The following is a 23,110-nucleotide window of genomic DNA, read 5'->3' as shown; positions in this document are numbered from 1 at the left end:
CCGTCTCGATCTCTAAGGCGCATTGCGCGCCATGGAATCAACCTAAGCGGAGTACGGTTAATGCGACATTAACCATGCGTAGTTGGCGCTAAAATAGCAGTCGCAGCCGGAGAGATCGGCATGAAAAAAAGGCCCGGAGCTTTCGATCCGGGCCAAGGGCGATCCGCGTGGGGCGAATCGCGACGGGACTGTAAACGGTGCCGGATTGCCGGCACCGCGATTTCGTTAGCTGTGGTAGGCGGCTTCGCCGTGGGACGAGAGGTCGAGGCCTTCGCGCTCGGCTTCGACGGAGACGCGCAGGCCGACGACGGCGTCCACGACCTTGTAGAGAATCGTCGAGACGACGCCGCACCAGACGATCGTGATGGCGACGGCGGTGAGCTGCGTCATGAACTGGCCGCCCATGGTGACGCCGTCGGCATAACCGATGCCGCCGAGCGACGAGGAGGCGAAGATGCCGGTGGCAAGCGCACCGAAGAAGCCGCCGACGCCGTGAACGCCGAAGACATCAGCCGTGTCGTCATAGTGGAACTTGTTCTTCACGACCGAGACGAAGAAGTAGCAAAGCGGCGAGACAATCACGCCCATGACGATCGCGCCCATTGGGCCGGCAATGCCGGCAGCCGGCGTGATGGCGACGAGGCCGGCGATCATGCCCGAGGCGGCACCCAGCATCGAGGCCTTGCCGCGGGTGATGGTTTCGACCACCGACCAGGAGAGCACTGCGGCGGCAGTTGCGAGGAAGGTGTTGACGGTTGCAAGCACCGCTCCACCGGAGGCCTCGAGGTTCGAGCCGGCATTGAAGCCGAACCAGCCGAACCAGAGCATGGCAGCGCCGACCAGCGTCAGCGTCATCGAGTGCGGCGCCATCATGTCACGGCCGTAGCCGGTGCGCTTGCCGACCATGATCGCGCCGATCAGGCCTGCGACGCCGGCATTGATGTGAACGACGGTGCCGCCGGCGAAGTCGAGCGCGCCCATGCCAAAGAGCAGGCCATTGCCGTCCCAGACCATGTGGGCGATCGGGAAGTAGACGAAGGTGGCCCAGAGGATGGAGAAGAGCACGGCGGCCGAGAACTTGATGCGTTCGGCGAAGGCGCCGACGATCAGCGCCGGCGTCAAGGCCGCAAAGGTCATCTGGAACAGCATGAAGATGTATTCCGGAATGACGACGCCTTCGGAGAATGTCGCCGACGTGCTCTCACCGGTGACGCCGGCGAGGAACATCTTGGCGAAGCCGCCGAAATAGGGGCTGGTCGAGCCGCCGAAGGCGAAGGAATAGCCGTAGACGACCCAGACGATCATCATCGCTGCGCCGATGACGGTGCACTGCATCAGCACCGACAGCATGTTCTTGGCGCGCACCAGGCCGCCGTAGAAGAGGGCCAGGCCCGGGATCAGCATGAAGAAGACGAGAAGCGTCGAGATGAACATGAAGGCGGTATCGGCCTTGTCCGGGACCGGAGCGGCTGCGGCCGCGGCCGGCGCCGCTTCCTGTGCGAAGGCAACGGCCGGCGCAAGCAGGGCCGTGGTCAGAGCGCCGAGGCGTCCAAGAGAGGCGGAAAGCTTAAGTGATGACATCGAGGAGTGCTCCCTGAACGGCGTGATTTACAACGCTTCTGAATCGGTTTCGCCGGTGCGGATGCGAACGGCATGGTCAATGGCGTAGACGAAGATCTTGCCGTCGCCGATCTGGCCGGTCTTGGCGGCTGCGGCGATCGCTTCCACGGCCTTGTCGACGAGCTCGGAGGCAACGGCGATCTCGACCTTCAGTTTCGGCAGGAAGCTCACGGCATATTCGGTGCCGCGGTAGATTTCGGTATGTCCCTTCTGGCGGCCGTAGCCTTTGACTTCGGTCACGGTCAGGCCCTGGATGCCGACAGCAGTGAGGGCTTCGCGAACCTCATCGAGCTTGAACGGCTTGATAATGGCCATCACAATTTTCATCTGGTTTCATCCTTGTTCGCCTCCGGCGGAGGCCGTCTCTCCTTGCTGCGGAGCGCCCCAAGCGCCGTGCAACCGAACTATGACATTCAAGGGGCGTGCCAGATTCTGACGCTTGTCCTAAGTCTATGAAAAGAAAATAGAAAAAAGAACGCCGCAGCAATAATGCTGCGGCGCATCAAAGATTCGTCAATTTAGAAGATTAAAAAATAGGCAGATTGAAGAATCTGCTTGTTTTCTATTCAGTTGCCTTTTTCCGGATCAACCCTTCCTGGGCAACGGAGGCAATCAGCACGCCGGAGCGCGTAAAAAGGCTGCCTCTGGTCATCCCGCGGGCACCATGTGCACTCGGACTGTCCTGGGTGTAGAGCAGCCAGTCGTCCATCTTGCAGGGCCGGTGGAACCACATGGCGTGATCGAGGCTCGCGACCTGCAGGTTGCGGTCGAAGACCGAAGTGCCGTGCGCATAGAGCGAGGTGTCGAGCAGCGTCATGTCGGAGAGATAGGCAAGGATCGCCGCCTGGATGTGGCGCTCGTCCGGCACCGTGCCGACCGCCTTGACCCAGACGTCCTGGATCGGCTTGCCGTCATCGCGGGTGAAGTAGTGGTGAAACGAAGCCGGGCGAATCTCGATCGGCCGTGGCCGCTCCCAGTAACGACGGATCGCTTCGGGTGCATGCACGAGGAACTTTTCCTTCAGCTCCTGCTCGCCCGGGAGCGTCTCGGGCATGGCGAGATCAGGCATCTCGATCTGGTGGTCGAAGCCGTCCTCGTCGTACTGGAACGAGGCCGACATGGAGAAGATCGCCTTGCCGTGCTGGATGGCGACCACGCGACGGGTGGCGAAGCTTGTGCCGTCGCGGATGCGGTCGACCTCGTAGATGATCGGCACCGACGGGTCGCCCGGCCGCATGAAATAGGCATGCAGCGAATGGACGTAGCGGTCCGCATCGACGGTGCGCTGGGCGGCAACCAGCGCCTGGCCGATCACCTGGCCGCCGAAGACCCGCTGCCAGCCGACCTGCGGGCTGCGTCCGCGGAACAGATTTTCCTCGAGCTTTTCGAGATCGAGAATGGCGAGCAGCGCATCCATGGGCGTGGCAGTCTCGGTGGGGCGCGACATTTCGGCAGTCTCCGATGGTAGGAACGTCGATGGCATTGATCTATATAGACATAAAACGATGCTCAAGTGCGACGGAGAAAGCCGATGCTCGATGTCCTGATTGCCGGTGGCGGCTATGTCGGCCTTTCGCTTGCGGTTTCGCTGAAGAAAGCGGCGCCGCATCTCGATGTCATGGTGATCGACGGCGCGCCGGAAGGCGCCTGGCAGAAGGATCAGCGCGCCTCCGCAGTCGCCTCTGCCGCCGAGCGCATGCTCGACGTGCTCGGCGTCTGGGATCAGATCGCGCCGGAGGCCGAGCCGATCCGCCGTATGGTGATCACCGATTCGAAGGCAGCCGATCCGGTGCGCCCGGTGTTCCTGACCTTTGACGGCGATGGCGGCGAGGATCGCCCCTTTGCCCATATGGTGCCGAACACGGCGATGGTCGGCGCCCTTCGAGGTGCCTGCGGCGAACTCGGCGTCGTCACACGTCAGTCGACCATGGTCGAGTCCTTCAAGAGCGGCGACCACGCGGTCGCCGTCACGCTTGCTGGCGGCGAAGAGCTGGAAGCGCGCCTGCTCGTCGCCTGTGACGGCGTTCGTTCCAAGCTGCGCGATGCCGCCGGCATCAAGACGGTCGAATTCGACTATGGCCAGTCCGGCATCGTCACGACGGTCGAGCACGAGCGGCCGCACGAGGGCACGGCGGAGGAGCATTTCCTGCCGGCCGGGCCGTTTGCGACCTTGCCGCTCAAGAACAACCGTTCGTCGCTGGTCTGGACCGAGCGTACGGAGGACGCCGAACGCCTGGTCAAGGGCGACGATTTCCTGTTCGAGGAAGAACTGGAGCGGCGCTTCGGCCACAAGCTCGGGCACCTGAAGGTGGTCGGCGGCAGGCGGGCCTTCCCGCTCGGCCTGACGCTGGCGCGCGATTTCGTCAAGCCGCGCTTCGCGCTTGCCGGCGACGCCGCCCACGGCATCCACCCGATCTCGGGCCAAGGGCTCAATCTCGGCTTCAAGGACGTCGCAGCCTTGGCGGAAACCATCGTCGAGGCTGATCGCCTCGGTCTCGACATAGGTTCGCTCGCCGTGCTCGAGCGCTACCAGAGCTGGCGACGTTTCGACACCTTCCGCATGGGGGTGACGACGGATGTGCTCAACCGGCTGTTTTCCAACGACATCACGCCGGTCAGGATCGCCCGGGATTTCGGCCTCGGTATTGTCGATCGGCTGCCGTCGCTGAAGAGTTTCTTCATTCGCCAGGCGGCCGGCATCGCCGGAGACGCCGATCCGCGGCTGTTGTCGGGGCAGCCGATCTGAGGGTCCACCACGTCCCGCAAGAAATTCGCCCCTCACCCTAACCCTCTCCCCGCAGGCGGGGAGAGGGGACGTGGCCAACCTGCCGTTCATTAGGTGGGTTAGGCCGTCGGGAGCGGGTGGGGAAATGGCCGCCGTAGACTTGACCGGTGCCACGCGTTTCCTTCGCCCCGCTTGCGGGGAGAAGGTGGCCGGCAGGCCGGATGAGGGGCGGGGGTGGCTCGAAATCGCCGCCGAGGAAGAGCTCAATCCTCGATCTTGCGCGCTTCCGAAACCAGCATGATCGGCACGCCGTCGCGGATCGGATAGGCGAGGCGCGCCTTTTCCGAGACGAGTTCGCCCGCCTCGGCGTGGTAGCTGAGACGGCCCTTGGTCAGCGGGCAGACGAGCAGTTCGAGCAGTTTCGGATCGACCTTGCTGGCGTTGATGTCCATTATCCGTCGCTCACTGCAGAATGCTGTCCATATCGCCGAAGTCACGCGCAAGCACGATCTCGGTGATGGCGATCAGGGTTTCGGCGCGGGTCTTCAGATCAGGCGCTTCGAGCAGCGCCTGCTTTTCCGCCGGGCCATAGGGCGACATCATCGCCATGGAATTGACCAAGGTGCGGTTGCTCGCCCGTTCGACGCTTTCCCAGTCGGCTTTCAGCTTGTTGGCTTCGAGATAGGCCTTGAAGGCGGCAAGCAGCGCTGCCCGGTCGACGAGGGTCTCGTCGTCGCGGTTTTCGAGATCCGCTGCGAAGGGGCCGATGCGGAAGCGACGGTAGCCGCGGGTGCCGCCGACTTCCGAAAACAGCCGGTAGCGGCAGACGCCTGTGAGCGAGGTGATGTAGCGGCCGTCGCCGGTCTCGGCGAAGGAGGTGATGCGGCCGATGCAGCCGACCTCGCAGAGCGCCTGCATCGGGCCGGTGGCGGTGTCGTTGCGGCCTTCGCAGAAGGATGGCTGCACGATGCCGATCAGTCGGTTGCCCGAGAGCGCGTCGTCGAGCATGGCGAGGTAGCGCGGCTCGAAGATGTTGAGCGGAAGCTGAGCGCCGGGAAGCAGCAAGGCACCGGTCAGCGGAAACACCGGAATGATCTCCGGCAAGTCCTTCGGACCGAGATAACGTGCATTTCCGACGTGCATTTCAGATAGACCCTGCCGGTATTCGCTTTTGCCCCACCAAGGAGCGTGGTCAACCAGATCAAGAGATGGTGCGCTCCTTGAAAATCTCAAGGGACGCGCATGCCGATCTTCACGGGTGAATATCGATCGTGATCGGATCCACTTACGAAAAGGGGCGCAGACTGCGCCCCTTACCCAAAATATGCCTGATGGTTCAGGAGAACAGGATCGACGAGAGCTTGCGCCGGGCAGCGATCGTCGCCGGATCCTTCGGGCCCCAGACCTCGAAGAAGGAGAGCAGTTCGCGCCGCGCGCCGTCGTCATCGAACGCCCGGTCGCGTTTCATGATCGTCAGCAGGTGATCGGCCGCAGCCGTGCGATCGCCTTCGACGTTGCGGATCTTGGCAAGCAGCACGCGTGCCTCGTGATCGTCAGGATTTGCGGCCAGGCGGCGTTCGAACTCGTTGGGGTCGCCGAGCTTGCGGGCTTCCTCGATCTGGTCGAGCTTCTTGCCGATCGCGGCAACGCCGGCATCCTTGGCAAGGTCTTCCGGCAGGCTGGAAAGCGCCTCGCGGGCCTCCGCAAGCTGGCCGAGCGCGATCATGCAGTCGACCATGCCGGCGATTGCCACGACGTTTTCCGGATCGGCCTGCAGCACCGCGCCGTAGAGGCCGGCGGCGTTCTGAGCATCGCCGGCATCGACGAGCGCCTTGGCGTCGGCCAGCACAGCTTCGATCTCAGCCTTGCTGTCGTCGACGGCGGGGCCGGCGATCTTTTCGATGAACTGCTTGATCTGGCTTTCCGGAACCGCGCCCATGAAGCCATCGACCGGGCGCCCACCGACGAAGGCGATGACGGCGGGGATCGACTGGATGCCGAGCTGACCGGCGATCGAGGGATGGTCGTCGATGTTCATCTTGACCAGCTTGACGCGGCCGGCCGCCTCGGTGACCACCTTTTCGATGACCGGCGTCAGCTGCTTGCAGGGGCCGCACCAGGGTGCCCAGAAATCGACGAGGACCGGCTGCTGACGGGATGCATCGAGCACGTCCTTTGAGAAGTTGGCGGTGGTGGTTTCCTTGATCAGGTCACCACTTGGCGCGGCCGCCGGCGCCGGCTGGCCAAAGGAGGCCGAACCCGTCATCTGAGTGCCGAAAGACCCTGCATAGGGATTGTCGCTGCCCGTCATTCTTCTCTCCTCGCCGGCTCGTCGTCCAGCTTACTGCATTCGCGCCAAAGATCGTATGTCAGGCCGTGACTTTCAAGACAAGCGGTTCGTGTCCGGTCGCTTCCATGAAGCGCAGCAGATCCTTCGAGGCGATCGAAGTCGTCGCGTCATTGGAGAGCGGATGGCAATTGACGATGTCGAACTTCATCAGCTCCTCGTCCAGGATCATCTTGACGTTGCCGCCGGCGTCGTTGATCGCACCGAAGGCGGTCACGGCACCCGGAATGACGCCCAGATATTCCATCAGCTTCTCCGGTTTGCCGAAAGACACCTTGCTTGCCGCGCCGATCACCTGGTGCACCGTCTTCAGGTCCACCGTCGCGTGCTCCTCGACGGTCAAGAGGAAGTAGTTGTCCTTCTTGTCCTTCACGAACAGGTTTTTCGTATGGCCGCCGGGGATCTCGTCGCGAAGCGCCACCGATTCGGCGACGGTGAACACCGGCTCGTGGTTTTTGGTCTTATGCTCGATCCCAAGTCCGTCGAGAAAATTGAAGAGGTCTTCGGCGGTTTTCGGCTGTGATTCACGCATGATTCTCATCCCCAAGGCATTCGTTTCGTTTCTGCTTTAGGGGAGAAGCCAGTCTTCGCGCAATCTCACAGGCGGCGAGGCCGGCCGAAAACGCGGCATTTCCGGGCTTCGCGAGGGGTCTCTCAAAAAATATTCGATTTCTCGTCATTTCCCTGTTGCATTCCAAAATCGCTTAGGCCATATACCGCCCGTCGCCGCAAGACAGCGCCGACGCCACGGTCCACCGACTACCCCCGGGCCTTGGATGATGAGCGGGTGTAGCTCAGGGGTAGAGCACAACCTTGCCAAGGTTGGGGTCGGGCGTTCGAATCGCCTCACCCGCTCCAATTTCTCCCAACCACTTCATTTCACAATCGTTTTCGGAATGAACGGCACCTGCCGACAGGCATTCCGCGCGTGCATAGTCGCGCATTCGCACCGCTGGACCCGGACCATCGGCGTTACTTCGTCGTCTCTCGGGGCGTTGGCCGTGCCTCAGACCATTCCGCGCTCAGCTCTTCATGAACACATAGTCCGTTTCCTGCCGGCGCGTCTCGCCGGGGCGCAGCACCGCGTTCGGGAAGCCTGAATGGTTGATGGCATCCGGCCAGATCTGGGTTTCCAGGCAGAAGCCGGCGAAGGCGCCGTAGCGGCGGCCCTCGAGGCCCGGGACGGGAATGTTGAGCTTCGCGCCGGTATAGAGCTGCACGCCGGGCTCGGTCGTCAGCACTTCCATCGTGACGCCGGAATTGATGCTGCGGGCAAGCGCCACCGAATGTTTCGCCATGGGCTGATCCGAAAGGCAGAAATTGTGGTCGTAGCTGATGCGTTCGCCTTCGGTCTGGCGGCGAAGCGGCGTCATTTCCCTGAGATCGAAGGCGGTGCCCTCGACCGAGAGGATCTCGCCCGTCGGCACCTGCAAATCGCTCGTGGGCAGATAGTGGTCGGCGGCGATCATGATGTCGTGGCCGAGCGCGTCGGCGCTGCCGTCGAGATTGAAATAGCTGTGCTGACAGACATTGGCGAGCGTCGGCCGGTCGGTCTCGGTCTCATAGACGACGCTCAAGACGCCGCCGGGCTTCAGCGCGTAGGTGCAGGTAACCTTGCAATTGCCGGGATAACCGGCGCGGCCGTCGGGATCGGTGACGACAAGCGTGACGCTATCGGGCGTCTGGCGGATAATCGTCCAGTTGCGCTTACCGATGTTGTCGCTGCCGCCGTGCAGATGCGTGACGCCCTTCTCGTTCAGTTCAAGCTGATAGGTCTCGCCATCGAGCGTGAAGCGTCCGTTGCCGATGCGGTTGGCGCAGCGGCCGGGCGTCGCGCCGAGATAAGGCGAATGCGAAAGGTAGCTTTCGAGATCGCTGAAGCCGAGCACCAGCGGCGGCTCGTGGCCCTCCAGGCGCAGGTCCTGGATCACCGAGCCCCAGGTGAGCACATGGGCGGTGAGCCCGCCGCCGGAGAGCACCACACGATGGACCGGCTCGCCGGATGGCAGGTGGCCGAAGATTTCCGTGTTCTGATGCATGTTCACCGCTTGCTCCCTCTACAGCGCCGCGCGTCTCCCCAGACGCGCAAAGGTCGCTGCACACTTTAAGAATGCGCCACATTCCCTGGGATGGCTCGCATCCAGGAAACATGCCGTTATGCGACCGCAGCAACCTGCGTCATTTCCAGGGGCGCGGCAACCGGAAATCTCTGGAGCCTGTCGCGCAAAACTGCACAGTGGTATTGCGATCACGGCATGCGACAAATCAATAACTTAAAGCGCACGGAGCGAATGTTCGAGATCGCGATGCGCTTCAGGATTGTCCGGTCATATCAGCGCGATAGTTGTTTGGTCGCGTCCTGCAGGCCGGCGAGCGTCAAAGGAAACATGCGTCCTTCGAAGAGGCTCTTCACCATGCCGATCGACTGGGTATGGCCCCAATGCTGCTCCGGCACGGGATTGATCCAGATCGAGCGCGGAAAATGCGCGGTCAAGCGCGACAGCCAGAGCGCGCCGGCCTCGTCGTTCCAATGCTCGACCGAGCCACCGGGATGGCTGATCTCGTAAGGGCTCATCGAGGCGTCGCCGACGAAGATGGCGCGGTAGTCGCCACCATAGGTGCGCAGCAATTCGGTCGTGCGGGTGATGTCGGCGCGGCGGCGGCGATTGTCCTTCCACAGGCCCTCGTAGACGCAATTGTGGAAGTAGAAATGCTCCATGTGGCGGAATTCGCCGCGGGCGGCTGAAAACAGCTCCTCGACGATGCGGATGTGATCGTCCATCGAACCGCCGACATCAAAGAACATCAGAAGCTTCACGGCATTGCGCCGCTCGGGACGCGTCACCACGTCGAGATAGCCGTGTTCGGCGGTGGCGCGGATCGTGCCGTTGAGATCGAGTTCGTCGGCGGCGCCCTGGCGGACCCATCGCCGCAACCTTTTCAGTGCGACCTTGATGTTGCGGGTGCCGAGTTCGACCATGTCGTCATAATCCCTAAATTCGCGCCGGTCCCAGACCTTGACGGCGCGGCGATGGCGCGACTGGTCCTGCCCGATCCGGACGCCCTCGGGATTATAGCCATAGGCGCCGAAGGGGGAGGTGCCGGCGGTGCCGATCCATTTCGAGCCACCCTGGTGGCGGCCCTGCTGTTCGCGCAGCCGTTGGCGCAGGGTTTCCATCAGCTTGTCGAAGCCACCGAGCGCCTCGATCAGGCGCTTTTCTTCCTCGGTCAGGTGTTTTTCCGCGAGCTTGCGCAGCCAATCCTCGGGGATGACGGCCTCTTCGCCAGCCTCCATCGGATTGACCGCTTCGAGGCCGGAAAAGCAATGCTGGAACACCCGGTCGAAGCGGTCGATATGGCGCTCGTCCTTCACCAGCGCCGTGCGCGCCAGATAGTAGAAGGCTTCGACGTCGAAGGTCGCGATGCCCGCCTCCATCCCCTCGATCAAGGACAGGAATTCCCGGAGCGTCACCGGGACCTTCGCCGCCTTGAGTTCGAGGAAGAAGGGAATGAACATCTGACCTCAGCTTTTTCCGGTGCCGATCTCCTGGAGATCATAGGGCGTCGTCTGGTACATTTCGTTGATCCAGTTGCCGAAGAAGAGATGCGCATGGCTGCGCCAGCGGTTCTGCGGCGGCAGGGTCGAATCATTGTGCGGGAAATAGTCGTGCGGCATCTTGATCGGCACGCCCGCGTCCACATCCCGGAAATACTCGTCCGACAGCGAGGTCGAATCATACTCCACGTGGTTGAACATGTAGAGGCGGTTGCCCTTCTTCTCATGCACGAGGCAGACGCCCATCTCCTTCGATTCCATCAGGATTTCGAGGCCGGGCACCTTGTCGATGTCGGCGCGACGGACCTCGGTCCAGCGCGAGACGGGAACGGCGAAATCGTCTGAGAAGCCGTTGAGATAGACGGAGGAACGATTGAGGTTCTGGTGGCGGTAGACGCCGAAGGCCTTCTCTTTCAGCGGATATTTCGGCACGTCATGAAAATGGTAGATCGCCGCCATCGCGCCCCAGCAGACATTGAGAGTCGAATGCACGTTGGTCTCCGTCCAGTCGAGGATCTGCTTCAGCTCTTTCCAATAGGTGACGTCTTCATATTCCAGCGTCTCGACTGGGGCGCCTGTTATGATGAAGCCATCGAACTTGCGGGCGCTCACCTCTTCCCAGGTCTCGTAGAAGGAAAGCAGATGGTCTTCCGAGGTATTCTTTGCCCGGTGGGCGCCGATGCGCACCAGCGAAAGTTCGACCTGCAGCGGCGAGGCGCCGATCAGGCGCGCCATCTGGATCTCGGTCTTGATCTTGTTCGGCATGAGGTTCAGGAGCCCGATCTGGAGCGGGCGGATATCCTGACGGATCGCCACTGTCTCGGTCATCACCCGCACGCCCTCGTTAGCGAGGGTTTCGAAGGCGGGCAGCGTATCGGGAATCTTGATGGGCATGGGCTTCCACTCGATCAATACAAAAAAACCGGCGGCGATTGATCGCGACCGGTCCTCGGAAATCCAACTTTCCTCGGCCCTTTAGCGACTTGTTTAACGTGGCTGCAAGCCGGCCGGCCAAATCACCACGGGGAATTTGATAGCGCGAGTGGGACACGGGGGTCAAGAAAAACGATTCAGGGGGTGCGGGACGGCCCCTCATCCCGCTGCCGCGACCTTCTCCCCGCAGGCGGGGAGAAGGAAGGGTGTGGCAAGGGCTCGTTTCAACAATGACCATCCTCGCGATCTCTTGGTTGAACAGGTGGAGCATTCTGGGCGATGCCTTGGCTGTTGCGCACGTCCCCTCTCCCCGCCTGCGGGGAGAGGGTTAGTCCTCGGGGCGAACCCGAGGGGAGGGGCGAACACGCAGCAAGTTCAAAACATCCTGCATGCCATAGCCGAGACGGTTTCTTGCCTCATCGATACCGAGCCAGAAGAAACGAAAGCGGATCGGGTCACCTCCGCCAAAGGGCGTCATTTCCTGATGTATCCAGGTCTGCTGCTGCTCTCCGGTAAGCGCGACATGGAAATAGTGACGCCGATGACAGATCGTCTTGTCGTCCTTCATGTAGCGGTAGTCCTGCGTCATGAGATGGGCAAATGCCTGGGCCGGCGCCAGTCCGGTCTCCTCGACAAACTCGCGCAACGCCGATGTCTCCGGGCTTTCGCCTGGCTCCATCGTGCCGCCCGGCACTTGCAGCTCGATCTCGGGAAAATCCGGCTCGTCGAAGACCAGCAGACGGTCCTGCCAGGTGGCGTAGATCAGAACCTTGTGCGCGTCCGGCTTCATCCGTCGCGGCGCGCCATGAAGGCGAGGCGCTCGAAGAGGTGCACGTCCTGCTCGTTCTTCAGGAGCGCGCCGTGCAGCTTCGGCAGCATGGTCTTGGCATCGGCCCTGAGGTCTGCCGGATCGACTTCGTCGGCGACCAGCAGGCGGATCCAGTCGAGCGCCTCGGATGTGGAGGGCTTCTTCTTGAGCCCCGGCACCTGGCGGATATCGTAGAAGGCGGCGAGGGCGGCCGAAAGCAGCGTCTTGCGGATGCCGGGATAATGCACCTCGACGATGCGGGCGAGCGTCTCTGCGTCGGGGAAACGGATATAGTGGAAGAAGCAGCGGCGCAGGAACGCGTCCGGCAGCTCCTTCTCGTTGTTGGAGGTGATGATGACGATCGGGCGATGACGGGCGCCGATCATCTCGCCGGTCTCGTAGACATGGAATTCCATGCGGTCGAGTTCCTGCAGCAGGTCGTTCGGAAACTCGATGTCGGCCTTGTCGATCTCGTCGATCAGAAGCACGACGCGGCGGTCCGCCTCGAAGGCCTGCCAGAGCTTGCCCTTGCGGATATAGTTCCGGACCTCGTTGACGCGCTCATCGCCAAGCTGGCTGTCGCGCAGGCGCGAGACCGCGTCATATTCGTACAGACCCTGCTGCGCCTTGGTGGTCGACTTGACGCTCCATTCGATGAGCTCAAGGTTGAGGGCGGCGGCAATCTGGCGGGCAAGCTCGGTCTTGCCGGTGCCGGGTTCGCCCTTGACCAACAGCGGCCGCTCCAGCCGGATCGCGGCGTTGACGGCGATCATCAGATCCTTGTCGGCGATATAGTCGGCAGTGCCTTGAAATTGCATTGGGTGTCTTCCGGTTCAGCGTAAGTCAGGCGAAGTCATGCCCTATGGACTATCGCATAATGGCTTAAATCGGAATCGTTTTGAGGGAAGGCGCAGTCGAAGGTGTTAGCCGCGAAGCGCGGTGACTTCGATCTCGATCAGCATTTCCGGGCGGATCAGGTCGCAGACGATCATGGTTGCGGCCGGGCGGATCTCGCCAAAGACTTCGCCGAAGATCGGGAACACCCGGTCGGCGAAGCTGGCATCGGTGACGTAGTAGTGGTTGCGTACCACGTCTTTCATCGAGAAGCCCGCCTCCTTCAGCGCGCCCTCGATCGTCTTCAGGCAGTTGCGCGCCTGCTCCTCCACCGTCTCGGGCATGGTCATGGTGGCGTAGTCGTAGCCGGTCGTGCCGGAGACGAAGCACCAGTCACCCATCGCGACGGCACGCGAATAGCCTGCCGTCTTTTCGAAGGGCGAGCCCGAGGAGATGAGCTTGCGCGCCATACCTTACCCTTAGGCCCAGGGGCGCGCGGCGCCGACCGACTTCTCGAAGCTGTCGATCGCGGTTGCCTTTTCGAGCGTCAGGCCGATGTCGTCGAGGCCGTTCAGCAGGCAATGACGCTTGAACGCATCGACCTCGAACTTGACCGAGCCGCCGTCCGGACCGGTGATTTCCTGGGATTCCAGGTCGACCGAGAGGATGGCGTTGGAGCCGCGCGAGGCGTCGTCCATCAGCTTGTCGAGGTCAGCCTGGCTGACGACGATCGGCAGGATGCCGTTCTTGAAACAGTTGTTGTAGAAGATGTCGGCAAAGGACGTGGAGATCACGCAGCGGATGCCGAAGTCGAGCAGGGCCCACGGAGCATGCTCGCGCGAGGAGCCGCAGCCGAAGTTATCGCCGGCAACGAGAATGCTGGCGTTCTGGTAGGCCGGCTTGTTGAGCACGAAGTCCGGGTTGACCGAGCCGTCTTCATTGTAGCGGGCTTCGGCGAAGAGGCCCTTGCCAAGGCCGGTGCGCTTGATCGTCTTCAGGTAGTCCTTCGGAATGATCATGTCCGTGTCGATGTTGACGACGGGGAGGGGGGCGGCGACACCGGTGAGCTTGACGAATTTTTCCATAACTTCAGGCCTTCGATTTCAGAAGAATGTTGCGCTAGCGTTTAGATGAGTTTTGCGCCGAAATGAAGGAAAATCTGTTCAAATACGCTTCGCCGGGCGGGTGAAAATGCCCGCCCGGCGAGAGCTTCGTCCGGATTTCGATTGTCTGCAGGGACTTAGCTTGCCTTCACCGGGCTGTTCATGGCCCAGAGAACGCCGAAGGGATCGCGAAGCTGGCCGTAGCGGTCGCCCCAGAACATCACCTCGATCGGCATCACCACTTCGGCGCCGGCGGCAACCGCACGGTCCCACCAGGCATCGATGTCGTCGACGGTGAGCGTCAGGGTGAAGGCCTGTGGCTTTTCCAGCGGATGGCCGTATTCCGGATAGGCATCGGCGAGCATCAGCGAGCTGCCGTTGACATAGAGGTGGATGTGCATCGTCCGGCCCTGCTCGTCGAGCGGGTGCCGGTTGACTTCCTTGCCACCGAAGGCGCGCTGGTAGAATTCGGACGCCTTGGCGGCGCCGTCGACCTGCAGATAGGGCAGGAGGCCGTTCAGGACCGGTGCCGGCTGCTGCGTTTCGGTTTGCTGCGTCTGGGTATCCATCGGGTTTCTCCATCCTGTTTGAGGAGCCAGGGCCGTTGCTGGCCTGCCTCAAGGACGGGCCCGGTGCGCCCGATCCGACATGGGGATGGAAAAAATTTGCCGCCTGGCGTTGGATGCCCGTTTTATGGGTGCCGCCAGGCGCGAGCCGATCACAGGTCGGCCCGCTCGTATCTGCAAGGACTGCAAGATCAGAGGTCGATGATGGTACCGCGACCGTCGTTCCAGATGCGCATCTCGCGCTGGCCGTGGGCGGCGCCTGCAGCAGCCGGGCGCACGGTGGCGCGGGCTGGCTTGAGGTTCAGCCTGGTGGCAATGGCGCTGCCGATCACGACGACGGCGGCGATGCCGGCCAATGCCAGCGCCAGCGAGGCGGTCAAGACGAAGGCCGCAAACGTGATGGTCAGGGCTGCGGCCGTAAAGAGAACAGAGCGAATGCTTTGCATAATCGTCACCTTTCTGATGGCGATGTGGGGGCTGGCGCCCTGACTTGCAAGAGGTGGGCTTTCGAAAGGGGTGCGGCGGTTCGCCTCGTCTTGCGGAACGCGGCAAAGGCGGGCACAACTGAAGCATGAACAAATCGAGCGAACATCACCCTGTACGCCTGCGCCGCTCGGTGCTTTGCGTGCCGGCCGACAATGCCCGCGCGCTTGCCAAGGTCGCGGAACTCGCGACGGATGCCGCGATCTTCGATCTCGAGGATGCGGTAGCGCCCGAGCGCAAGGTGGAAGCGCGTGCGGCGCTGGTGCAGTATCTGACGGAAAGCCGGCCGGATTGCGAGATTGTCATTAGGATCAATGCGATCGGCTCCGACTATGGTCAGGGCGATCTTGCTGCAGCGCTTGCGGCCAATCCCGACGCCATCCTGTTGCCGAAGGTCGAAAGCCCGGCGGATATCCAGGCGGCGGCCGACTGGCTCGACGAGAACGATGCGCCGGAGACGCTGCGCCTCTGGGCAATGATCGAGACGCCACGCGGGGTGATCAACGCGCCGGCAATCGCCGAGGCCGGCCGTACCTTCAGTGGCAGGCTCGATTGTTTCGTCGTCGGCCTCAATGACCTGCGCAAGGAGACCGGCGTGCCGGATCGTCCCGGCCGACCCTATCTCGTCCCCTGGCTGATGCAGATCCTGCTTGCGGCGCGCGGCGGCGGGCTCGATGTCATCGACGCCGTGTTCAACGATTTCCGCGATGGTGCCGGTTTCGACGAGGAATGCCGGCAGGGCCGCGACATGGGCTATGATGGCAAGATGCTGATCCACCCGGCCCAGATCGGCCCGGCGAACGAGCGCTTCGGCGTCGAGCAGGTCGCCGTCGACGAGGCGCGCGCGATCATCGCCGCCTTCGCTCTTCCGGAAAACGCCGGCAAGGGCGTCATCAATCTCAATGGGCGGATGGTCGAGCGGCTGCACCTCGACCAGGCCGTAACACTCGCCGCCAAGGCGGACCTCATCGAACAACGAAAGACAAGATCTTGAAACTCTATCGCTTCCTGACCGGCTCCGACGACGCCTCCTTCTGCCACAAGGTGACGGCGGCCCTGAACCAGGGCTGGAGCCTGCACGGCTCGCCCACCTATGCCTTTAATGCCGATACGCAGCACATGCAGTGCGGCCAGGCGGTGGTCAAGGAGGTCGAGGGCAAGGACTACACGCCGGACATCAAGCTGTCGGAGCAGTAAGCGGGAGGGGCAAGTTTAGCCCCTCTCCTCGGGTTTAACCCGAGGACTAACCCTCTCCCCGCAGGCGGGGCGAGGGGACGTGCCCAATCGTTCAGTCTTCACCGGGCACCGATCGATCGCAGAGCGAAATCAGAGTGCCGTTGGGGGGCGAGCGGGTGCGACAATGTCCCTTCGCCCCGCTTGCGGGGAGAAGGTGCCGGCAGGCGGATGAGGGGCGACCCTCACCGCGCGGATGAGAGGCAAATGAAGTATCAGCCGCCGACGTGCTCGACGCTCGCCTCGATCCGTTCCATGTCGTCGTCGGAAAGGCCGAAATGGTGGCCGATCTCGTGGATCAGCACGTGGGTGATGATATCGCCCAGCGTCTCCTCGTTCTCGGCCCAATAGTCGATGATCGGGCGGCGATAGAGGGTGATGCGGTTCGGGAACTGGCCGGTTTCCATGGTGAAGCGTTCGCTGATGCCGCGGCCTTCGAAGAGGCCGAGCAGGTCGAAGGGCGTTTCCAACGCCATGTCCTCGAAAACGTCGTCGCTCGGGAAGTCGGCGACCTCGATGACGAGGTCGGTCGTCAGCTGGCGGAACTCCTGCGGCAGGTGGCCGTAGGCTTCCAGCGCGAGCTGTTCGAAAGTGGTAAGCGTCGGTGCGTGGCGTTCCCGCCAATCATCGGTCTGGTCAATGCGGGCCATAGGCACTCCTTGTTGCCCTCCATATAGCGATTTTGCCAGTGTTTTTCGAGTGTTGAATTCCTTGGCCACAGGGACAGGAATAAATTCTTATAATTGGTTGTTGACTCATTCGGGAAGCTCTGGAATCTAATAGAACATAACATGAACATTTGATGGGAGTTGACCGTCATGGCCGACAGAGCCGTGGAGCGGGAGACGGTGCTTTCGCTCCGAGAGACGATCGCCAGGATCGAAAACCGTCGGCTTCCGGGCGTCGTGCGCGCCGCCAAGGCGGCCGATCCCGGCGGCTTCCGTCAACGCGAGGAAGAGGAGCCTGGCCGCAAGGCGCTTTCGCTCGGCGTTCCGGATCTGGACGATCTTCTCGAAGGCGGGCTGCCGCTCGAAGGCATGACGGAAATCCGCAATGCCGAGACGCGCGATGCCGGTGCGGCCGCTGGCTTTGCCGCTGCACTCAGCGTGCTCTGCCAAAAGGCGCGTCTGGAAAAGGGTGAGCCGGCCGCTCCCGTTCTCTGGATCAGCCAGTCGATGGCTTCCAATGAGGCGGGCATGCCCTATGGGCTGGGTCTCAAGGCCTTTGGGCTCGATGTCCGCGGCCTCGTCTTCAGCCTGCCGCGCACGGTGAAGGATGCGCTGTGGATCGCCGAGGCCGCGCTTTCCGTGCCGAGCTTCTGCGCCGTCATCCTCGAAATTCGCGGCAACCCTGCGGCTCTCGCGCTCAGCGAAAGCCGGCGCCTGCATGTGCGCTCGCGCGCTGGCCACGTCCCCCTTCTGCTTTTGCGCCAGTCCGGACACGAGGAGGCGAGCAGCGCCTTCTTCCGCTTCCTCGTTGAGCCGGCGCCGGCGCGCGAGCGTCCGCTACCGGATGGATCGATGCTTCGCGGCAGCATCGGCCATCCCGTCTTTAACGTCATTGCCGAGAAGAGCAGGGCTCCTGCGCCGCTCGGTTTCCTGCTGGAGTGGAACCCCCATGACCGCCGCCTTTACCCCGTCGAGCCCCTACCAGCCGCTGCTGCGGCAGATCCAGAACCAGCGCATTCTGTCGCTCGCCTTTCCGCATCTTCCGGCCGATCGGGTCGCCCGCAAGCGCTGGGGGAACTCGTGGCTTTCCCGCGGGCGTCCTGAGCATCCGCCCGTCGTCTTCGCCGACAAGGTGAAGAGCGCGATGCGTCTTGTCGCGCTTGACGGTTACGCCGAGAAGCGCGGGTTTCACATCGGTCAGGGTGTCGCCGAGGCGCGGGCCATGTGTCCCGAGATCGACGTGCTGACGGCTGATCCCGCCGCCGACCGGGCTTTGCTTGCAGGGCTTGCGGACTGGTGCAGCCGCTATACGCCACTCGTCGCGCTCGACGGCGACAGCGGTCTCTTTCTCGACATCACCGGCTGCGCCCATCTTCTCGGCGGGGAAAAGGCGCTGCTCGACGATCTGCTCGCCCGCCTCTTTCATCTGGGGGTCGAGGCGCGGGCGGCGATCTCCTCGTCCGCCGGGCTCTCCTGGGCGGTGGCGCGTTTCGGTTCCGACGACATCCTCGCCGAGGACGAGGCGGCGCGGGCGCTGGCGCCGCTGCCGATGGCGGCGCTCAGGTTGCCGCGGGAGACGATCGAAACACTTGGCCGGGTCGGGCTCAAGCAGATCGGCGACCTCCTCGAGGCGCCGCGTGCGCCGCTTGCCCGCCGGTTCGGCGCGACCCTGCTTCTGCGTCTCGACCAGGCGCTCGGGCGCGAGGACGAACCGCTGTCGCCGCGGCTGCCCGTCGCCGCGCTTTCGGCAGAGCGCCGTCTCGGCGAGCCGGTCCAGGGTGAAGACGATGTTTTGGGCCTGACGGAAGAACTGGCGCTGCGGCTGAAGCCGGAACTGGAAAAGCGCGGCGAGGGCGGACGCCTGTTCGAACTTCTGCTTTTCCGTGTCGACGGTGCGGTCTTCCGCATTGCCGCCGGCACATCGGCGCCGCTCAACGATCCGCGGCGCGTCGCCGGTCTTTTCCGTGAGCGCCTGCAGGCGGTGCACGAAGATCTTGATGCCGGCTTCGGCTTTGAAATCCTCAGGCTCTCGGTGCCGAAGAGCGAAAAATACGAGGTGATGCAGGAGGATTTTTCCGGCACGCCGGATCGCGAGCGGCCGCTTGCGGCCTTTGCCGACCGGGTCATGGCGCGGTTCGGCGCGGAGAGCCTGATGGTGCCGGCGCTCTCGGAAAGCCATGTTCCCGAGCGGGCAGCGACCTTCCGGCCGCTTACAGATCTGGCGCTAATCGGCAAGGCTGAGGAGCGGGCGGAAAACATCCCGGCGCCCCTGCTTGCTGCCGCCGCCCGGCCGCAGCGGCTCTTTCCGAGCCCGGAACCGGTGGAGGCGGTCGCCGAGGTGCCCGAGGGGCCACCGAGAAGCTTTCGCTGGCGGCGCACGTTGCACCGTATCGCGCGGGCCGAAGGGCCGGAGCGGATCGCCGGCGAATGGTGGCTCGACGGCGAGCCGGCGCTGGAGCGCGATTATTTCCGGGTGGAGGACGATAGCGGCCGGCGGTTCTGGCTGTTTCGTGAGGGCCATTATGGCGCGAGCGCTCCGCCACGCTGGTTCATGCATGGAGTCTTCGCATGAGCGACGCTGTCTCCTATTTCGAGATCGGCGCCTGGTCGAATTTCTCCTTCCTCGAAGGCGCTTCCCATCCGGGCGAGATGGTGGTTGCGTCGAGCCGCCTCGGCATCGGCGGTCTCGGCATCGCCGATCGCAACACGGTCGCCGGTGTGGTGCGCGCCCATGCGCAGGCCAAGGTGGAGAAGTCAGCCTTCCAGCCCGGCGCGCGGCTCTCCTTCGCCGAAGACCTGCCCGATGTGCTTGCCTATCCCTTGAACCGCCGCGGCTGGGGCAATCTCTGCCGGATGCTGAGTGCCGGAAACCTGCGGGCCAAGAAGGGCACCTGCACGCTCTACGAGACCGATCTCATCGAATGGGGCGAGGATCTGCTTCTCGCCGTGCTGCCAGGCCCCGTCATCGGCGCGCCGGAGGCAACTCTGCTTGCTGACTTCCTCAAGCGGCTGAAACCGCATTTCGCCGATCGGCTCTATCTGGCGCTGGTGCCGCGTTATGATGGCTTCGACCAGCTTGCCTTTGCCGGGCTTGCGACCATCGCCCGCCATGCGGCGATCAGGCTCGTCGCCACCAACAGCCCCCTGTTCCATGCCGCCGATCGACGACCGCTCGCCGATGTCGTCACCGCCATCCGTGAGCATGTGACGATCGCGACCGCAGGCTATCGGCTGCATGCCAATGCCGAGCGGCATCTGAAGACGCCCGCCGAAATGGTGCGCATCTTCCGCGATTATCCGGAAGCGATCGCCAATACCGGGCATTTCTTCGGGCGTCTGAAGTTCTCGCTGTCGGATCTCGAATATCAGTATCCGGACGAAAGCGTTCCGGGCGAAACGCCAACGCAGACCCTACGACGACTGACCATGGAGGGTGCGCGCGAGCGTTATCCCGAGGGAATTTCCGAACAAGTTTCCAAGCAGATCGAATACGAACTCGGCCTGATCGCAGAGAAACGCTACGAACCTTACTTCCTGACGGTGCGCAACATCATGCAGTTCGCGCGCGGCGCCGACATCCTGTGCCAGGGCCGCGGGTCGGCGGCCAATTCCACCGTCTGCTATTGCCTGGGCATCACCGAGGTAAATCCACTTAAGACCACGCTGCTCTTCGATCGCTTCCTCTCGACCGAGCGCGACGAGCCGCCGGATATCGACGTCGATTTCGAGCATGAGAAGCGGGAAGACGTGATCCAGCACATCTACCGCACCTATGGCAAGGAGCATGCGGGGCTGACGGCCGCCGTCATCAGCTACCGGGCGCGCTCGGCCGGCCGCGAGACCGCCAAGGCTTTCGGGTTCTCAGAAGACGTGCAATCGGCGCTCGCCGGTTCGGTCTGGGGCTGGTCGGTCGCCGATCTCTCGGAGCGCGAGGCACAGGCTGCCGGGCTCGATACGAAGGACCCGACGACGGTGAAGGTGCTCGACTATGCCACCGAGCTGATGAGCTTCCCGCGCCATCTCTCGCAGCATGTCGGCGGCTTCGTGATGACCCGCGACCGGCTCGACGAGGTGGTGCCGATCATGAACACGGCGATGCCCGACCGCTACATGATCGAGTGGGACAAGGACGACCTCGACACGCTGAAGATCCTGAAGATCGACGTGCTGGCGCTCGGCATGCTCACCTGCATCGCCCGTGCCTTCAAGCTTCTCGACCAGCATTACAACGAGCAGAAAACGCTGCATCAGCTCTTCAAGGATGACCAGAAGGACGTCTACGACATGATCTGCCGTGCCGATACGATCGGCGTCTTCCAGATCGAGAGCCGGGCGCAGATGAGCATGCTGCCGCGGCTGAAACCGCGTATCTTCTATGATCTCGTCATCGAGGTGGCGATCGTCCGGCCCGGGCCGATCCAGGGCAACATGGTGCATCCTTATTTGAAGCGGCGGGAGCAGCGGGATAAAAAAATCCCCATCGAATATCCAAGTCCTGAACTGGAGGCCGTGCTGAAGCGAACGCTGGGCGTGCCCCTGTTCCAGGAGCAGGCGATGCAGATCGCGATTACTGCCGCAGGCTTCTCGCCTGGTGAGGCTGACCAGTTGCGGCGAGCCATGGCGACCTTCAAGCGGACCGGCACCATCCATACCTTCCACGAGAAGATGATCGAGGGCATGGTCAGGAACAAATATCCGCGCGATTTTGCCGAGCGCTGCTTCAAGCAGATCGAGGGCTTCGGCGAATATGGTTTTCCCGAAAGCCATGCGGCGTCCTTCGCGCTGCTCGTCTATGTCTCCTCCTGGCTCAAGACCTATTATCCCGACGTCTTCTGCGCCGCGTTGTTGAACTCGCAGCCGATGGGCTTTTACGCGCCGGGGCAACTGGTGCGTGATGCGCGCGAGCATGGGGTTCGGGTTCGGCCCGTCGACATCAACCATTCGGTCTGGGATGCGGACCTTGAAGAAGGAGGGCTCGACAAGAGGGCCATCGAGCCGCGCCATCGCGAGATGGAGGACGTGATCAGGACGACGAAGGCGATGCGGCTCGGCTTCAACTCGATCAAGGGGCTGAAGCAAGAGGAGATCGAGAAGAAGCTCGTTGCCAATCGCGGCGCCGGTTACGCAACGGTGCGCGATCTCTGGCTGCGCTCGGGCCTCTCCCGGTCAGCCCTCGAAAGGCTTGCCGATGCGGACGCCTTCCGTTCGATCGGGCTCGACAGGCGCAAGGCGCTCTGGGCGGTGAAGGCGCTGGATGAAAAGAGTGCTGCCGAACGGTTGCCGCTTTTCGAAGGCGCGGCGCGAGAGGAGTTGCGGCCGGAGCCCGCGATGGTCCTGCCGGAGATGCTGCCGGGAGAACAGGTGATCAACGACTACCGTTATCTCTCCTTCTCGCTGAAGGCGCATCCGGTTTCCTTCCTCAGAGACACTCTTTCCGCACAGGGGATCGTACAGAGCCGCATGCTTGCGACCGCCCCGGTCGGGCGACGGGTGACCGTCGCCGGGCTGGTGCTCGTCCGCCAGCGTCCGGGCTCGGCCAAGGGCGTCATCTTCATGACCATCGAGGACGAGACCGGCGTTGCCAATGCGATCGTCTGGCCGAAGGTGTTTGCCGCCTATCGCCCAGTGGTCATGGGCGCGCGGCTGGTCAAGATCCGCGGCCGGCTGCAGCGCGAAAGCAGTGTCATCCATGTGGTCGCCGAGCACATCGAGGACATCACGCCGATGCTCGGGCTGTTGCGCAAGGAAGCGCGGCGGTTCGGCGCAAGCGAGCGCGCCGACGAGGCACTGAGGCCGACCGGCGACGCGCGACAGAAGCGGGCGCAAGGCGACCTGCTCCTGCCGCCGGCCCGCCGTTCCGGCAGCAATCCCGGCAATCCGGACCGGGCGAATGCCGAGGTGGCCGACGTGATGCCGAAGGGGCGCAATTTCCATTGACCGTCCCCGGCTTCGGCGTGACGGCCTCTCAGTGGTGTGAGGGCGGTTTGGTGAAAGGAGCCGCCAAGTGCGCCGGAGAATTCCATGGAGCCCTGGCCCCGGTTCACGGGCGGGGCCTCCCGCGCCGCCTTCGTTGGTGTGTAAAAATGTCGCAGGATGCGTGCGACATCACCCATTCAGGGTTTGCAGAAGAAGTCGCCAAGCATTCTCTAAAATTATGAAAAGACGAAGTTTTTTGTCAAGTTTAGAGTCGTTCTAATCGGCCTGCAACCTATGCTCACGGAGTTTTTTGTTGAC

23 protein-coding genes, 1 tRNA gene and 1 riboswitch are annotated in these 23,110 nt (G+C 62.9%); of the genes, 7 read left to right on the top strand and 17 right to left on the bottom strand.

Going from position 1 to position 23,110, the window contains the following annotated elements:
* Positions 1–225: 225 nt before the first annotated feature.
* From XB14_RS31210 to tesB, 3 genes are all read right to left on the bottom strand, one after another.
* Positions 226–1,581: an ammonium transporter gene (locus XB14_RS31210; RefSeq protein WP_077968250.1), complete on the bottom strand. Its 1,356-nt coding sequence runs from the start codon at positions 1,579–1,581 to the stop codon at positions 226–228.
* A 27-nt stretch (positions 1,582–1,608) separates the two neighbouring features.
* Positions 1,609–1,947 carry a P-II family nitrogen regulator gene (locus XB14_RS31205; protein WP_077968248.1) on the bottom strand — a complete coding sequence of 113 codons (339 nt, stop codon included), beginning with the start codon at positions 1,945–1,947 and terminating at the stop codon, positions 1,609–1,611.
* A gap of 235 nt (positions 1,948–2,182) precedes the next feature.
* Positions 2,183–3,067 (bottom strand): acyl-CoA thioesterase II, encoded by an 885-nt coding sequence (tesB, locus tag XB14_RS31200; RefSeq protein ID WP_077968246.1) that lies wholly within the window; start codon positions 3,065–3,067, stop codon positions 2,183–2,185.
* An 84-nt stretch (positions 3,068–3,151) separates the two neighbouring features.
* Here tesB and XB14_RS31195 point away from each other — a divergent pair, with 84 nt between their 5' ends.
* Positions 3,152–4,366: a ubiquinone biosynthesis hydroxylase gene (locus tag XB14_RS31195; RefSeq protein ID WP_077968244.1), complete on the top strand. Its 1,215-nt coding sequence runs from the start codon at positions 3,152–3,154 to the stop codon at positions 4,364–4,366.
* A 242-nt stretch (positions 4,367–4,608) separates the two neighbouring features.
* Here the strand turns inward: XB14_RS31195 and XB14_RS31190 are convergent, their stop codons facing one another.
* The 4 genes from XB14_RS31190 to XB14_RS31175 form a co-directional block, all read right to left on the bottom strand.
* The gene (locus tag XB14_RS31190) at positions 4,609–4,797 is read right to left on the bottom strand and encodes a Trm112 family protein (protein ID WP_077968241.1); all 189 of its coding nucleotides are present in this window, start codon (positions 4,795–4,797) and stop codon (positions 4,609–4,611) included.
* A 10-nt stretch (positions 4,798–4,807) separates the two neighbouring features.
* Positions 4,808–5,488, bottom strand: coding sequence for an LON peptidase substrate-binding domain-containing protein (locus XB14_RS31185; protein ID WP_034802753.1), 681 nt, complete (start codon positions 5,486–5,488; stop codon positions 4,808–4,810).
* Between the two features lie 193 nt (positions 5,489–5,681).
* Entirely contained in the window at positions 5,682–6,656 is a 975-nt protein-coding gene (gene trxA / locus XB14_RS31180) for a thioredoxin (protein ID WP_077968238.1), read from the bottom strand.
* 58 nt (positions 6,657–6,714) lie between these two features.
* On the bottom strand, positions 6,715–7,224 hold the full coding sequence (locus XB14_RS31175) for a prolyl-tRNA synthetase associated domain-containing protein (protein WP_077968236.1): 510 nt from the start codon (positions 7,222–7,224) through the stop codon (positions 6,715–6,717).
* A 251-nt stretch (positions 7,225–7,475) separates the two neighbouring features.
* Between XB14_RS31175 and XB14_RS31170 the strand changes: the two genes are divergently transcribed.
* Positions 7,476–7,550 (top strand) — tRNA-Gly (locus tag XB14_RS31170).
* A gap of 164 nt (positions 7,551–7,714) precedes the next feature.
* On the opposite strand, the gene XB14_RS31165 is transcribed toward XB14_RS31170, so the two are convergent.
* From XB14_RS31165 to XB14_RS31125, 9 genes are all read right to left on the bottom strand, one after another.
* A complete protein-coding gene (locus XB14_RS31165) occupies positions 7,715–8,731 on the bottom strand; it encodes an aldose epimerase family protein (protein ID WP_077968687.1) in 1,017 nt (338 codons plus the stop codon).
* A 293-nt stretch (positions 8,732–9,024) separates the two neighbouring features.
* The gene (locus XB14_RS31160; protein ID WP_077968234.1) at positions 9,025–10,209 is read right to left on the bottom strand and encodes a vWA domain-containing protein; all 1,185 of its coding nucleotides are present in this window, start codon (positions 10,207–10,209) and stop codon (positions 9,025–9,027) included.
* Positions 10,210–10,215: 6 nt separating this feature from the next.
* Positions 10,216–11,142, bottom strand: a complete 927-nt coding sequence (metA, locus tag XB14_RS31155) for a homoserine O-acetyltransferase MetA (protein WP_077968232.1) — start codon at positions 11,140–11,142, stop codon at positions 10,216–10,218.
* 61 nt (positions 11,143–11,203) lie between these two features.
* Positions 11,204–11,281, bottom strand: a riboswitch (SAM riboswitch).
* Positions 11,282–11,509: 228 nt separating this feature from the next.
* Positions 11,510–11,971 (bottom strand): NUDIX hydrolase, encoded by a 462-nt coding sequence (locus XB14_RS31150; RefSeq protein WP_077968230.1) that lies wholly within the window; start codon positions 11,969–11,971, stop codon positions 11,510–11,512.
* Positions 11,968–12,807, bottom strand: coding sequence for an AAA family ATPase (locus XB14_RS31145; RefSeq protein WP_077968228.1), 840 nt, complete (start codon positions 12,805–12,807; stop codon positions 11,968–11,970). Before XB14_RS31145 ends, XB14_RS31150 begins: the two co-directional genes overlap by 4 nt.
* A 105-nt stretch (positions 12,808–12,912) precedes the next feature.
* The gene (locus tag XB14_RS31140) at positions 12,913–13,293 is read right to left on the bottom strand and encodes a RidA family protein (protein WP_034802728.1); all 381 of its coding nucleotides are present in this window, start codon (positions 13,291–13,293) and stop codon (positions 12,913–12,915) included.
* 9 nt (positions 13,294–13,302) lie between these two features.
* Positions 13,303–13,908, bottom strand: a complete 606-nt coding sequence (gene leuD / locus XB14_RS31135) for a 3-isopropylmalate dehydratase small subunit (protein ID WP_077968225.1) — start codon at positions 13,906–13,908, stop codon at positions 13,303–13,305.
* A gap of 155 nt (positions 13,909–14,063) precedes the next feature.
* Positions 14,064–14,495: a VOC family protein gene (locus XB14_RS31130; protein ID WP_077968223.1), complete on the bottom strand. Its 432-nt coding sequence runs from the start codon at positions 14,493–14,495 to the stop codon at positions 14,064–14,066.
* Positions 14,496–14,683: 188 nt separating this feature from the next.
* Entirely contained in the window at positions 14,684–14,938 is a 255-nt protein-coding gene (locus tag XB14_RS31125; RefSeq protein WP_077968221.1) for a hypothetical protein, read from the bottom strand.
* A 125-nt stretch (positions 14,939–15,063) separates the two neighbouring features.
* Here XB14_RS31125 and XB14_RS31120 point away from each other — a divergent pair, with 125 nt between their 5' ends.
* Together XB14_RS31120 and XB14_RS31115 are read left to right on the top strand one after the other, a co-directional pair.
* Entirely contained in the window at positions 15,064–15,969 is a 906-nt protein-coding gene (locus tag XB14_RS31120; protein ID WP_077968219.1) for an HpcH/HpaI aldolase/citrate lyase family protein, read from the top strand.
* Positions 15,966–16,172: a DUF1737 domain-containing protein gene (locus XB14_RS31115; protein ID WP_077968218.1), complete on the top strand. Its 207-nt coding sequence runs from the start codon at positions 15,966–15,968 to the stop codon at positions 16,170–16,172. Before XB14_RS31120 ends, XB14_RS31115 begins: the two co-directional genes overlap by 4 nt.
* 251 nt (positions 16,173–16,423) lie before the next feature.
* On the opposite strand, the gene XB14_RS31110 is transcribed toward XB14_RS31115, so the two are convergent.
* Positions 16,424–16,858: a metallopeptidase family protein gene (locus XB14_RS31110; RefSeq protein WP_077968216.1), complete on the bottom strand. Its 435-nt coding sequence runs from the start codon at positions 16,856–16,858 to the stop codon at positions 16,424–16,426.
* 168 nt (positions 16,859–17,026) lie between these two features.
* Here XB14_RS31110 and XB14_RS33430 point away from each other — a divergent pair, with 168 nt between their 5' ends.
* The 3 genes from XB14_RS33430 to XB14_RS31095 are packed head-to-tail and all read left to right on the top strand — an operon-like array spanning position 17,027 to position 22,813.
* Positions 17,027–17,980, top strand: a complete 954-nt coding sequence (locus XB14_RS33430; protein ID WP_077968214.1) for an ImuA family protein — start codon at positions 17,027–17,029, stop codon at positions 17,978–17,980.
* Positions 17,865–19,448, top strand: a complete 1,584-nt coding sequence (locus tag XB14_RS31100; RefSeq protein ID WP_234804212.1) for a DNA polymerase Y family protein — start codon at positions 17,865–17,867, stop codon at positions 19,446–19,448. Before XB14_RS33430 ends, XB14_RS31100 begins: the two co-directional genes overlap by 116 nt.
* On the top strand, positions 19,445–22,813 hold the full coding sequence (locus tag XB14_RS31095) for an error-prone DNA polymerase (RefSeq protein WP_077968213.1): 3,369 nt from the start codon (positions 19,445–19,447) through the stop codon (positions 22,811–22,813). The genes XB14_RS31100 and XB14_RS31095 overlap by 4 nt, the downstream gene beginning before the upstream one ends.
* Positions 22,814–23,110 lie beyond the last annotated feature (297 nt).

The sequence above is a fragment of the Ensifer adhaerens genome (genome assembly GCF_002007205.1).
In the GTDB taxonomy this organism is placed as follows: Bacteria; Pseudomonadota; Alphaproteobacteria; order Rhizobiales; family Rhizobiaceae; genus Ensifer; species Ensifer adhaerens_D.
Note: the sequence above shows the minus strand (reverse complement) of the source record. Positions and strands in the feature narration are given on the sequence as shown.